The sequence below is a fragment of the Flavobacterium cupriresistens genome (assembly GCF_020911925.1).
Classification (GTDB): Bacteria; Bacteroidota; Bacteroidia; order Flavobacteriales; family Flavobacteriaceae; genus Flavobacterium; species Flavobacterium cupriresistens.
In genome coordinates this window covers 1,587,032-1,600,576 of the sequence record NZ_CP087134.1, presented here as the reverse complement: position 1 = coordinate 1,600,576, position 13,545 = coordinate 1,587,032, and the positions used below count along the sequence as shown (strand labels likewise).

Genomic DNA, 13,545 nt, shown 5'->3' with positions numbered 1-13,545 from the left:
TTATTTTTCAATCAAAAAAAGTATTAAAATGAGGCATTAATTGCCCTTTTTTACCCACATATATGAGTCTAGTAAAACTATCCATAAAAGGAATATCATACAGTCAAACTCAAAATGGTGCTTATGCCCTTATTTTGAATGAAGTCGATGGCGAAAGAAAACTTCCCATTGTTATTGGTGCTTTTGAAGCCCAATCGATTGCTATTGCCTTAGAAAAGGAAATAAAACCTCCTCGCCCTTTAACGCACGATTTATTCAAAAACTTCGCAGAAAGATTTGATATTGTAGTCAAACAAGTCATCATTCACAAACTTGTTGATGGTGTTTTTTATTCGAGTTTAATTTGCGAAAGAGACAAAATCGAAGAAATCATTGATGCCAGAACATCTGATGCGATTGCTTTAGCATTGCGCTTTAACGCTCCAATTTTCACTTACAAAAACATACTGGATAAGGCCGGAATCTATTTAAAATCAAATTCTGCAGACACTGATCAGGGCGCTCAGGAAATAGACGATGTATTGTCAAATCCGGAGACTTTTGGGCGCGAAGAAGAAAGCAATCAATCCGGTGATGTTTATGCCAAACATAGCTTACAAGAACTAAACGACCTTCTGGATCAGGCAGTTTCTCAGGAAGATTATGAAAAAGCAGCTAAAATCAGAGACGAGATTTCGAAAAGATAAACATTCTGTTTAATCGTTAAACCGTTTATTTGTGAAATCGATTAAACGATGCAACAGTCAAACGAATAAACCAACTATGAAACAATACTTAGATTTAGTACAACATGTTTTAGAAAACGGTTGTCAAAAAGGAGACCGTACAGGGACAGGAACAAAAAGTGTTTTTGGCTACCAGATGCGTTTTGATTTAAGTGAAGGTTTCCCAATGGTTACGACCAAAAAATTACACTTAAAATCGATCATATACGAATTGCTTTGGTTTTTAAAAGGCGATACCAACATTGCTTACCTTCAGGAAAACGGAGTTAAAATTTGGGATGCCTGGGCAGATTCAAATGGCGATTTAGGACCTGTTTACGGACATCAGTGGCGCAATTGGAACAGTGAAGAAATCGATCAGATTTCTGAATTAATTACCGAATTAAAAACTAATCCAAATAGCCGAAGAATGTTGGTTTCTGCATGGAATCCTTCGGTTTTACCTGATACAAAAAAATCATTTGAGGAGAATGTAGCAAACAACAAAGCCGCTTTGCCGCCTTGCCATGCCTTTTTCCAGTTTTATGTAACAAGTCCTGATGAGACTAAAGGAGAAACAAAAGGCAAGTTATCCTGTCAGCTCTACCAACGAAGTGCCGATATCTTTTTAGGAGTACCTTTTAATATCGCTTCTTATGCGCTCTTAACGATGATGATCGCACAAGTTTGCGATTTGGAACAAGGAGAATTCATACACACTTTTGGAGATGCACACATCTACAACAATCATTTTGAGCAACTGGAATTGCAATTAACACGCGAACCAAAACCATTACCAAAAATGATTTTAAATCCGGAGATTAAAAACATTTTTGATTTTGATTACAAAGATTTCACCTTATTAGATTACGAACCACACGCCGGTATAAAAGGCAGTGTTGCTGTATAAATACAAAATCCGCTTTTTAGCGGATTTTTTTATACTACCAGTACACTATTTTCGCTTCCTGCGAAATCATTCCATTGATACGAGTCTGCTTCGGGATCATTAACATAACTTCCGTCAATTACATATTTAAACTCGTAGATCGCATCTTTAACCAAGTCGTAAGTAGCTTTAAAAGTTCCGTTTTTCAACTTACTCAAAGTACCTTCCTGGGCATTCCAATTGTTAAAATCCCCAACCACAGCTACCGCACTAGCCTCTTTAGCATCAATTGAAAATGTAACTTTACATACCGGTTTTGTTTTTACAAACTGTTTTTTCAAAGCCATAACTATTTAATTTTTAGATTAGTACACCTAAATTACACAAATTCAACTGAACATTCAACATCGGGAAAACCGATTTATGATAATATCAAAAAGGGATTCTATTTTTTTCTCTATTCCTAATTAATTCCATCTTTAATTTTGGATTTCAGATAATTAACTCTTTTAAAAATAAATAATCCATGTTCAAAATATTGTGATTTCAAAATAAATTCTAACTTTATAATCTCATTATTTTTTAAATCTTATGGAAAAAGAAGTGCACGAACAATACGAGTATGCCAGAAGAAGAATCAGACAGAAAAAAGTATTATATTTTCATTTCGTCCTTTTTCTTATAGGCAGTTTGTTTTTATTTATTGCCAATAGGTTTTTTGGATTTGGCGTTACCACTACCAATCAAAATTGGTGCGTTTGGACGATCACAATATGGTTATTTATATTTATACTCCATTTTATAAAAGTGTACATAACAGACCGATTCATGAATAAAAACTGGGAAAGAGAACAAATTGACAGACTTGTTGCTTTACAGCAAAAAAGAATCAGTCAATTAGAGTCAAAAATAAACGAGGATACCGAAAATAAAATTTAGTTCAGAATACCATGATTATAATGATAGCGGCAGTTGCCGAAAACAATGCTCTTGGAAAAAACAATGAATTGGTTTGGCACTTACCAAATGATTTCAAAAGATTTAAAGCTCTTACAACGAACCACCATATCATAATGGGAAGGAAAACTTTTGAGAGTTTTCCAAAACCTTTACCAAACCGGACTCATGTGGTGATAACGCGTCAGGAAAACTATCAGCCCGAGGGTTGTATTGTAGTAAAAAGCATAAGTGAAGCAATCGCAAAATGCCCAAAAAACGAAGATTCTTTTATTATTGGAGGAGGAGAAATCTATACCCTAGCAATGCCTTTTGCTGATGTTTTAGAAATAACAAGGGTACATCACAGCTTTGAAGCGGATGCTTTTTTCCCTGACATCAACAAAGACGAATGGCTGCTAGTAGAATCTGAAACTAATATAAAAGACGAAAAACATCTTTACGACTATACCTACGAAACTTTCGTTAAAGCCTAAAATTAAAAAACATCCTCAAAACGAGGATGTTTTTAATGAAAAATGATCTCCAACTTAGGACTATTCAAGAGTAGAATTTGATAAAAATAACAATCATCTGACATAAATGATTGTTATAAAATTGGATTCGATTTTTTTGAGACACTACTCAAAAAAAAGCCTTTAACACCAAATACCACGAAGGCATTAAAGGCAAAGAAAATTAAAATTTCCAAAAACAAATTTAATCCTAAGAACGTATTGCGCTTTAAAAAGAGTATCACTACAAGAGCCATACTTTAAAAAACTACTGCAAGAACAAATAAATAACAAGCACGGGGAAATTCATTTGATTTAAGTCACTAAGTTGTCAATAATCATTACAAATTCAGATTAACAACAGGACAAAATTGGCCATAAATTCTTACCCTCACAATACCCACTTACCGTGATTTTTGCAAAATACCCTTTTATGGTTAGGGTAAAAAAACCAATACGGATCAAGTTCAGAAGCTGTGGGGAAGTAAAAATTACAACGCTTTTTTCATAAAGAGAAACTATCTTTAAAACTTTTCTGCCAATTCTTTCCTATACATAAAACACTAAACTGTCACCTCTTCAAATAAAGATGAATTCTACAAGAAGCGAAAAATAAATCTAAAATGAACTTACATCACTTATATGGTTTAAATACACCCTCAGTTAACCCCTACTTTGGAACCTAATCCGCCAATACTTCGCTAAATTTCTCCTTTTCTGAAACATTTGATTTACAAATTAAAAAACTGAATTACAGTTAAAGAAGATTTGTATTATATTTGCGTAAATAAAAAAAATGTCTGAAAAAATAACTCCGTATAAAAACTCTACATTAGGCAAAAAAGAACAAGTTGCTCAAATGTTTGATACGATCTCTGGGAACTATGATAATTTAAACCGCGTAATTTCATTTGGAATTGATATTAAGTGGAGAAAGAAGGTATTAAAAATAGTTTCTGATACTAAACCAAAAATCATCCTTGATATTGCCACTGGAACAGGTGATTTAGCTATTTTAATGGCACAAACGAATGCAGAGAAAATCATTGGTTTAGATATTTCAGCAGGAATGCTTGAAGTTGGGAAAAGAAAAGTAGAGGAAAAAAAATTATCAAATGTTATTGAGTTAGTTTTAGGAGATTCTGAAAACATCCCTTTTGAAGACAATCATTTTGATGCCATCACTGTTGGTTTTGGTGTACGAAACTTCGAAAATCTCGAAAAAGGTTTTGCTGAAATTCTAAGGGTTCTAAAGCCAAATGGTGTATTTGTAATTTTAGAAACTTCTGTACCGGACAAAACACCTTGCAAACAAGGATATCGTTTTTACACGAAAAATATACTTCCACTGATCGGGAAATTATTCTCAAAAGACAATTCCGCTTACGGTTATTTATCTGAATCTGCCGCTGCTTTTCCTTATGGTGAGGCGCTGAACAATATTTTACGAAAAATTGGGTTTATAGATGTAGTGGCTATGCCTCAAACTTTTGGAGTTGCAACCATTTACTCTGCTTCTAAGAAATAGTATGAAAAAAACAGTAATCTTAATTTTATTAGCCTTATCGACAAAGGGATATTCACAATTTGCTAAAAACATGTTTAGCAAAGACCCTATTACTAACCTCGAAAACTGGCAAAAACAACGAGTCTATTTTGGTTATTACCTTGGCTTTAATAGTTTCGACTTTAAGTTTGATTACAAAAATCCCGTACAACAGGATATTCAGGTAAAAAAAACAACCGGTTTTAATGTTGGAGTTGTTGCCGATTTAAGATTGCAGGAATATATTAACCTGCGCTTTGAACCGGGCTTGTATTATACCAAGCGTGACTTGTATTACCCACTTCCCGATAAAAAAGATTATTTGAGAGAGGTAAACAGCACCTATATTCATTTTCCTTTATTGTTAAAATTCTCTGCTTTGCGAACAGGAAATATCCGTCCGTATTTAGTCGGTGGAATGTCAACAACGTTGAATCTGTCCAGTAATGCAAAATCGGAAGATGATAATCACGAGCAAAAATTCAGAGTTAAACAATGGACTGCTGCTTATGAGCTTGGTTTTGGAATTGATCTTTTTACAGAATATTTTATTTTCTCTCCTTCTATTAGGGGTATGTTTGGTATTTCGGATGAATTGATTCGAGATAATCCGGGTACACCAAGTCCATGGACAGACAATATTGATTCTATGAAATCGAGAGCAATTTTAGTAAATTTCACTTTTCATTAAAACAAAACACTAACTATTTCGTTTAAACTCACTGAGAATAATTGCTGTTGCGGTAGCTACATTTAAACTTTCGGTTTTTTGCAGCTCTCCAAATCTTGGAATTGTGAGTCGGCTTGTAACCCTTTTTTCAATCTCTTCAGAAATACCGTTCGCTTCATTACCCATAATAATGATCCCGTCCTGCGGTAAATTAGATTGATAAATGTTCTCTCCGTTCATAAATGTTCCAAAAACAGGCAATTTTGTTTGTGAAAGAAACGTGTCTAAATCGACATAATTTACATTTACCCTGGTGATAGACCCCATTGTGGCCTGTACAACTTTTGGATTGTAAATATCAACGGTTTCTTTTGAACAAATAAGTTGCTTAATTCCAAACCAATCACACAAACGCAAAATGGTTCCCAAATTTCCCGGATCACGGATATCATCTAACGCCAGGATTAAACCAGTATCGTTAATTTTGTTTTCTGAAGGCATTTTGAAAACTGCCAGACAGGTATTTGGAGTTGACAAAGCACTTATTTTCTTAAGTTCCTGCTCATTGATAAGCGTGCGCTTTGAAGAATGAACGGTTTCAAAATCATTTTGTGTAGTATACAAATGTTCTAATTCAAAGTTAGATTGCAAGAGTTCCTGAATTACTTTCACTCCTTCGGCGAAAAATAACTGATTTGCAAAACGTTGCTTTTTTTGATGTAAACCTGATATAAGCTTTATTTGGTTTTTACTAACCATAAAATAATGTACTTTTGAATTAAATATTAAATAACACTTGAAAAAGAATTCCACAAAAATACTAGCATTTATTCTAATAGCAATACTTATTTGCGCTTGTAATGCTGTAAAAAGAGTTCCCGACGGGAAAAGTCTTCTTATTAAAAACAATATTCTTGTTAATGGAAAGTCTACAAATGATGAAACGGCATCTAATCAGATGTATCAAAAACCAAACGGAACTTTATTAGGATACAAATTGCGTTTGAATTTATACAACTTAGCCAATTTAAATCCAGATTCTACTTATCAGGCAAAATTCAAAAATAATCCGGGCTTGTACGAGCGCCAGTCGAAACTATTATCTGCAAAACAAGTAGACCGACTTGGGCAGTCTTTTTTATATAAAGGTATTCATGAATTTTTAAAAAATACCGGAGAAGCTCCTGTAATTATCGACACTTCAAAAACAAAAAAAACCTTATTACGTTTGAAATTTTACTATTTCAATAATGGTTATTTTAATGTGAAAACGGCCTATAACATTGACAGTATCGGGCGCAAAAAAGCCAAAATCAATTATAATATTACTACAGGTCCGGCTTATCTTTTAGATTCAGTCAGAACCTCTATTTTAACTCCTGCATTAGATTCCTTATACAAAACGAACAAAGAAACCTCCTTAATAAAATCCGGAAATCAATTTAAAACTTCCGACTTTGAAGAAGAGAAAAATCGTATTACGACCTACTTCAGAAATCATGGTGCTTATTACTTTCAACCTACTTATGTATCGTATGACATTGATACAATCGGCAAAAAGAACAAGGCTGATGTCAATTTAATTATCAGCAACAATACCATTCAGGAAAAAGATTCCAGTCGTACAGAGCCTTTTAAACTATACAAAATTAGTGATGTAAATATCTATACGGATTATTCGGCGGCTAATTCAAAAGGTCAAATTAAAGACAGCACCACCTACAACAACTTTAATTTATACAGTTACAAAAAATTAAAATACAAACCGCGCGCTATTACAGACGCCATTTTTATCACAAAAGGAAGTGTTTTTTCTGATACCCGAACAACACTTTCGTCTCGATACCTGAACAATCTAAAGATTTTTAATTATCCGTCTATACAATACGAAGTCGACAAACGCGACTCAACTGCGCAATCTCTTATTGCCAATGTTTTTTTAACCCCAAGGAAAAAATACAGTTTCGGTGCTACGCTCGATCTGACGCATTCTAATATTCAGGATTTTGGAATTGGTGCCAGTATCTCTCAAACGATTCGAAATGTATTTAACAGAGCAGAAACCTTAGAAATTTCTGCACGTGTAAACATAGGTTCGTCAAAAGACATGGCCAATCCGAATAACAATTTCTTTAATGTTTCGGAATATGGTCTTGATATGAAATTAAATTTCCCGAGAATCTTATTGCCTTTCGGAACAGAAAAAATCATTCCTAAAAGAATGATTCCATCTACCAGTATCTCCAGTGGTTTTTCGAAACAGAGGAATATAGGTCTGGACAAAGAGAATTTTACGGGAGGACTTGCTTATAACTGGTCGCCTAAACGATTCAATACAGCAAAATTCGAATTACTTAACGCACAATTTGTACGGAACTTAAATCCCGACAATTATTTTAATGTCTATACTTCTTCTTATAATGAGTTGAACGATATTGCCAACGTCTACAATACAGATCCCACGAATTTAGATGAAAATGGGGATCTGATCATCACAAAAGGAACAACCAATTTCACCAATCAGGTTCTCAACGGACAAACTAGTCTGACCCCGTCAAATCCTGATTACAAGGAAGTGGAAAGTATCGAAGAACGAAGAGTCCGTCTGACAGAAAATGATTTTATTCTGGCCACTAGCTATACTTTTACCAAAACAACCAAAAAAGATTTAGCGGACAATACATTTTATCAGTTTAAGACAAAAATAGAAACCGCAGGAACCTTATTATCTGCTATTTCAAATATTGCAAGCTTACCTAAAAACACCAACGGTAATTACGAAATATTCAACTTAGAATATTCCGAATATATAAAAACCGAATTTGACTATATCAAACACTGGGATTTTGGAAAAGAAAAAGTTTTGGCCGTAAGAAGCTTTTTTGGAATCGCAATTCCGTTTGGCAATTCCGATTACATTCCTTTCTCGCGAAGTTATTATTCGGGAGGTTCAAATGATAATCGTGCCTGGCAACCTTACTCTTTGGGTCCGGGAAGTACAAATGCATCCAACGACTTTAACGAGGCCAATATGAAAATTGCGCTTAGTGGTGAATTTAGATTTAAAATCTTCGGAGATTTAAAAGGAGCGATCTTTGCAGACGCCGGAAATATCTGGAATGTGCTCGATAATGTCACCGATGAGAAAGCAAAATTTGACAACTTAAACGATTTAGCTGAAATCGCTTTGGGAACAGGATTTGGTTTTCGTTACGATTTAAGCTTTTTTGTTATTCGTTTAGATACGGGCTTCAAGACTTATAATCCGGCACATGAGAAGGGAGACCGCTGGTTTAAAGAATATAATTTTGGTCACATGGTTGTAAATTTTGGAATAAATTATCCTTTCTAATGCTAATTAATTCTTATTTTTGCAACCTAAAAACTAAAAACAACTATAAAAAAAATTAACAATGGCACACAACATTAAACCAGGAGTAGCTACGGGAGATCAGGTACAAGAGATTTTTAAATATGCAAAAGAAAAAGGATTTGCACTTCCGGCAGTAAACGTGACGGGGTCAAGTACTATTAATGGAGTTCTTGAGACTGCAGCAAAACTAAATGCGCCAGTTATCATTCAATTTTCAAACGGTGGAGCACAATTTAATGCTGGTAAAGGATTATCTAATGCTAACGAAAAATCAGCTATCGCTGGTGGAATCGCCGGAGCAAAACATATTCACGCTTTAGCGGAAGCTTATGGTGCAACTGTAATTTTACATACAGACCATTGCGCAAAAAAATTATTGCCTTGGATCGACGGTTTATTAGATGCTTCTGAAGAACATTTTGCAGCAACAGGAAAACCATTATTCAGTTCTCATATGATCGATTTGTCTGAAGAGCCAATCGAAGAAAACATTGAGATCTGTAAAGAATACTTAGCAAGAATGAGCAAAATGGGTATGACATTAGAAATCGAGCTTGGTATTACAGGTGGTGAAGAAGATGGTGTTGACAACTCTGATGTAGACAGCTCAAAATTATATACACAACCAGAAGAAGTAGCTTTTGCTTACGAAGAATTATCTAAAGTAAGTCCTAAATTTACAATTGCAGCTGCTTTTGGTAACGTTCATGGTGTTTACAAACCAGGAAACGTAAAATTGACTCCAAAAATCTTAAAAAATTCTCAGGATTTCGTTCAAAACAAATTCAACACTGGTCACAACCCGGTAGATTTCGTTTTCCACGGAGGTTCAGGTTCTACACTTGAAGAAATCAGAGAAGCTATTGGATACGGAGTAATCAAAATGAACATCGATACAGATTTACAATTTGCTTATACAGAAGGAATTCGTGATTATATGGTTAAAAACATTGACTATTTAAAAACACAAATCGGTAACCCTGATGGTGCTGATGTTCCGAATAAAAAATACTATGACCCAAGAAAATGGGTACGTGAAAGCGAAGTGACATTCAACACAAGACTTGAACAAGCTTTTGCAGACTTGAATAACGTGAATACATTATAATAAAAAAGTTCCAAGTTTCAGGTTTCAAGTTTCACAACTTTGAACTTTAAACCTGAAACAACAAAAAACAACAGATATGGCTTGGTTTAAAAGACAGGAAAAAGGGATTACAACCGCTACAGAAGACAAGATGGACGTTCCGAAAGGATTGTGGTACAAATCTCCTACCGGAAAAATTATTGATGCTGACGAATTAGCAAGAAACTTATTTGTTAGCCCTGAAGATGATTTCCACGTTAGAATTGGAAGCGCAACCTACTTTGAGATTTTATTCGACAACAATGAATTTGTTGAATTAGACAAAAACATGACTTCTAAAGATCCTTTGCATTTTGTGGATACAAAAAAATATGCAGACCGATTAAAAGATGTAATGGAAAAAACTCACCTTAAAGACGCTGTGCGTACCGGAGTGGGGAAATCTAAAGGAAAAGACCTTGTAATCTGCTGTATGGATTTTGCCTTTATTGGTGGATCTATGGGAGCTGTTGTAGGAGAAAAAATTGCAAGAGGAATTAATCACGCAATCCAAAACAAATTACCTTTCGTGATGATTTCAAAATCAGGAGGTGCTCGTATGATGGAAGCAGCTTACTCGTTAATGCAATTAGCCAAAACATCTGTAAAATTAGCGCAGCTTGCTGAAGCTGGATTACCGTACATTTCTTTATGTACAGACCCAACTACAGGAGGAACTACTGCTTCTTATGCCATGTTAGGAGATATCAATATTTCCGAGCCTGGTGCTTTGATTGGTTTTGCAGGCCCTCGTGTGGTACGTGATACTACCGGAAAAGATTTACCGGAAGGTTTTCAAACTGCCGAATTTCTTTTAGAGCACGGTTTCCTTGACTTTATCACGCCTAGAAAAGAATTAAAAGACAAAATCAATTTGTATATCGATTTGATTCAAAATAATGAAATTAGATAGTTTTAAACTTCTAAAATTAAAATCCCAAGATTTGCTTCTTGGGATTTTTTTATATCTAAATATTTGATTAACCTGAAGAGGAAGAAGGCTGTTTTTATTTGGCTAAAGCCCTGCCTTTCTATCAATTTATACCTCCAGCTAAAGCTGGAGGCAATTCAAAAACAAAACCTAAACACAACGCTTTGCAAACTTAGCGCTCAAGACAAAAAAAACCTTGCGTATTTTGCGGTTAAAAAACTTAACTGCAAAACACGCAAGGGTCTACGCAAAGATCGCAAGGATTTAAAAAACTTAGAATCTTAGTTCCTCAGAACCTTAGCAACTACTTCAAAGAAGCCATATCAATCACAAAACGATATTTCACATCGCTTTTGTTCATTCGATCGTAAGCCTCGTTAATATAATCCATATCGATTATTTCTACATCTGATGTGATGTTGTGTTCTGCACAATAATCCAGCATTTCCTGAGTCTCTTTTATCCCTCCGATTAAACTTCCTATGATGCTTCTTCTTTTCATGATTAACGTAAAAACAGGGATTTCTGCAGGCGCCGGAGGAGCTCCCACTACAATCATAGTTCCATTCGTTTTTAACAAATTCAAATAAGCATTATGATCGTGTTTAGCCGAAACGGTATTCAGAATAAAATCGAAACTGTTGGCTAACGAATCCATTGTTTCAGGATTTGAAGTTAAAGCAAAATGATGTGCTCCCAACTTTTTGGCATCGGCTTCTTTAGAGGGAGAATGACTCAACATCGTCACTTCGGCACCAAAAGAAACGGCAAATTTTACCGCCATATGTCCTAAACCGCCTAAACCCAAAACACCTACTTTATGTCCTTTACCTACTTTTAAATAACGCAACGGCGAATAAGTCGTGATTCCTGCGCACAACAAAGGCGCTACTCCTTTTAAATCTAATTTTTCGGAAACATGAAGGGTATAATTTTCATCGACAATAATACTGCTTGAATAGCCGCCACGAGTCGGAATATCTGTTCCTCTTTCTACGCTGTTGTAGGTTCCGGTCATTCCTTCATCACAAAACTGCTCCTCACCTGACTGACAACTTGGACAGGTTCTGCAGGAATCTACAAAACAACCTATCCCGGCCAGTTCTCCAACTTTAAATTTAGAAACTTCACTTCCAACAGCCACAATTCGGCCTACAATTTCGTGACCCGGAACCAATGGGTAATTTATAGGTCCCCAATCTCCTTTTACAGTATGAATATCGGAATGGCAAACACCACTATACAAGATTTCTATCTGAACCTGATGAGCACCAACTTCTTTTCTTTCAAACGTATAGGGTTTTAACGGATTTACAGCATCATATGCCGCATAAGCTTTTACTGGTATCATTTTATTAAATTTTAATTTAGCTATTAAATTTACAATAAAATTCTACACCAAAATAAAACGGGAAGTTGTAAAATCATGAAATTTCAGCATCCAAATTACATTCCCGCTCTGATAGCCTCTACCGGATCTAATTTTGATGCAGAGATCGCAGGCAAGATTCCTGAAATTAACCCGACAATGATCGACAATCCGGATCCAATTATAATATTACTAAAACTTAAGACAAATTCAAAATCCAGTAAACTAGTTAGTAAAATAGACAAAAGCCAAACAATCATAATTCCAATTATTCCGCCTATTAAACAAAGGATAATTGCTTCAAACAAAAACTGAAACAGAATAAATTTGTTTTTGGCACCTAATGATTTCTGAATCCCTATTAAATTAGTTCGTTCTTTTACAGAAACAAACATAATATTAGCCACTCCAAATCCTCCCACTAGAAAAGAAAAGAAACTTATACAAATTCCACCTACACGTAAAGTACCTAAAATACCATCGATAAGATCGGTAAAACCGGAAAGTACATTGACGAAAAAATTATCAATTTCTCCAGCTTTCATTCCGCGAATCCCTCTTATTTTCTGGGCTACTTCTGCTTTATAGGCATCCATATCAACTCCTTTTACAGGCTTCAAAACAATTACAGGTGTCATAGAGTCACTATCGCCATACATTCGTCGTAAAAAATTTGCCGGCAAATAAACAGAAGTATCATTGCTGTCTCCAAAAAAACCGGCTCCTTGTTTTGCTATAACACCAATGACGGTAAAACGCTGTCCGTACAAACGGATATTTTTTCCAATTGGGTCACTTGTTCCAAAAAGGCCGTCGGCGATCTCATATCCCAAAACAATTACCGGAGTCCCCGAATTCGATTCTGATTCATTGTAAAATCTTCCTTTATCAAAACTCAATCCGTCAATATCGACCATTTCAAATGAAGAAGGAACAATATTTACATCGGCAACAGTTTTAGAATCATATTTCAGCGTTTCATGTTTTACAAAAAGCTGATAACCGACCTGATCGGTATTGGTAAGAGAATTTTTCAAAGCAACATACTCATCGTATTTCACATTCGGAAATTGTTCTCTTTTCCATTGTGGGATTTCCGATGGTCCAAAACAATATTTCATCAGATAAATGGTGTTTTTATCTAAACTGCTCAAATCCTTAGAAATTTTACGATCTAACGAATCCACAGCGGCAAGTACGGTAATAATCGAAAAGATACCAATGGTAACACCAAGCAATGACAACAGCGTACGTAATTTATTATTCCGCAAAGCATTTATGGCAAAGCTTAAACTTTCTTTTAACAACCGTAGATAAACCAGCATATGTAAGTATTTTTCTGTAAAGTAAAATTCAAAAAATTAAAATCAAAAACCTAATAAAAGTTAACTTACTCATCAGTAGATTTATTTAGCATAATGTTACATTAATTTTCTTTAAAATAATATATAAAAAAACTACTTTTGCAGTCTGAAAATCATAACTA

General features: G+C 34.8%; 13 protein-coding genes. 9 read left to right on the top strand and 4 right to left on the bottom strand.

The window, feature by feature from the left end:
- The first annotated feature begins 62 nt into the window (after positions 1 to 62).
- Both LNP23_RS07205 and LNP23_RS07200 read left to right on the top strand, forming a co-directional pair.
- Entirely contained in the window at positions 63 to 686 is a 624-nt protein-coding gene (locus LNP23_RS07205) for a bifunctional nuclease family protein (RefSeq protein WP_047772813.1), read from the top strand.
- Positions 687 to 762: 76 nt separating this feature from the next.
- Positions 763 to 1,614, top strand: coding sequence for a thymidylate synthase (locus LNP23_RS07200; RefSeq protein ID WP_047772811.1), 852 nt, complete (start codon positions 763 to 765; stop codon positions 1,612 to 1,614).
- Between the two features lie 29 nt (positions 1,615 to 1,643).
- On the opposite strand, the gene LNP23_RS07195 is transcribed toward LNP23_RS07200, so the two are convergent.
- Complete coding sequence (locus LNP23_RS07195) at positions 1,644 to 1,940, bottom strand: isoamylase early set domain-containing protein (protein WP_230004414.1); 297 nt, start codon at positions 1,938 to 1,940, stop codon at positions 1,644 to 1,646.
- A gap of 244 nt (positions 1,941 to 2,184) precedes the next feature.
- On the opposite strand from LNP23_RS07195, the gene LNP23_RS07190 reads away from it, so the two are divergent.
- The 4 genes from LNP23_RS07190 (at position 2,185) to porT (ending at position 5,281) form a co-directional block, all read left to right on the top strand.
- On the top strand, positions 2,185 to 2,532 hold the full coding sequence (locus tag LNP23_RS07190; RefSeq protein WP_230004413.1) for a 2TM domain-containing protein: 348 nt from the start codon (positions 2,185 to 2,187) through the stop codon (positions 2,530 to 2,532).
- 11 nt (positions 2,533 to 2,543) lie between these two features.
- On the top strand, positions 2,544 to 3,026 hold the full coding sequence (locus tag LNP23_RS07185; protein ID WP_230004412.1) for a dihydrofolate reductase: 483 nt from the start codon (positions 2,544 to 2,546) through the stop codon (positions 3,024 to 3,026).
- A gap of 814 nt (positions 3,027 to 3,840) precedes the next feature.
- Complete coding sequence (ubiE, locus tag LNP23_RS07180; RefSeq protein WP_047772802.1) at positions 3,841 to 4,572, top strand: bifunctional demethylmenaquinone methyltransferase/2-methoxy-6-polyprenyl-1,4-benzoquinol methylase UbiE; 732 nt, start codon at positions 3,841 to 3,843, stop codon at positions 4,570 to 4,572.
- Between the two features lies 1 nt (position 4,573).
- Positions 4,574 to 5,281, top strand: a complete 708-nt coding sequence (gene porT, locus LNP23_RS07175; protein WP_047772800.1) for a type IX secretion/gliding motility protein PorT/SprT — start codon at positions 4,574 to 4,576, stop codon at positions 5,279 to 5,281.
- A 9-nt stretch (positions 5,282 to 5,290) separates the two neighbouring features.
- Here the strand turns inward: porT and LNP23_RS07170 are convergent, their stop codons facing one another.
- Complete coding sequence (locus LNP23_RS07170) at positions 5,291 to 6,019, bottom strand: TrmH family RNA methyltransferase (protein ID WP_047772798.1); 729 nt, start codon at positions 6,017 to 6,019, stop codon at positions 5,291 to 5,293.
- Between the two features lie 37 nt (positions 6,020 to 6,056).
- On the opposite strand from LNP23_RS07170, the gene tamL reads away from it, so the two are divergent.
- The 3 genes from tamL to accD all read left to right on the top strand — a co-directional run bounded on the left by tamL (position 6,057) and on the right by accD (position 10,672).
- Positions 6,057 to 8,612, top strand: a complete 2,556-nt coding sequence (gene tamL, locus LNP23_RS07165; RefSeq protein ID WP_047772796.1) for a translocation and assembly module lipoprotein TamL — start codon at positions 6,057 to 6,059, stop codon at positions 8,610 to 8,612.
- 61 nt (positions 8,613 to 8,673) lie between these two features.
- Positions 8,674 to 9,741, top strand: coding sequence for a class II fructose-bisphosphate aldolase (fbaA, locus tag LNP23_RS07160; RefSeq protein ID WP_047772794.1), 1,068 nt, complete (start codon positions 8,674 to 8,676; stop codon positions 9,739 to 9,741).
- Positions 9,742 to 9,817: 76 nt separating this feature from the next.
- Entirely contained in the window at positions 9,818 to 10,672 is an 855-nt protein-coding gene (gene accD / locus LNP23_RS07155) for an acetyl-CoA carboxylase, carboxyltransferase subunit beta (protein WP_047772793.1), read from the top strand.
- A gap of 322 nt (positions 10,673 to 10,994) precedes the next feature.
- Here accD and LNP23_RS07150 read toward each other — a convergent pair whose 3' ends face one another.
- Both LNP23_RS07150 and LNP23_RS07145 read right to left on the bottom strand, forming a co-directional pair.
- A complete protein-coding gene (locus tag LNP23_RS07150) occupies positions 10,995 to 12,041 on the bottom strand; it encodes an NAD(P)-dependent alcohol dehydrogenase (RefSeq protein WP_047772790.1) in 1,047 nt (348 codons plus the stop codon).
- A gap of 95 nt (positions 12,042 to 12,136) precedes the next feature.
- Complete coding sequence (locus LNP23_RS07145) at positions 12,137 to 13,384, bottom strand: ABC transporter permease (protein WP_047772788.1); 1,248 nt, start codon at positions 13,382 to 13,384, stop codon at positions 12,137 to 12,139.
- Between the last annotated feature and the right edge of the window lie 161 nt (positions 13,385 to 13,545).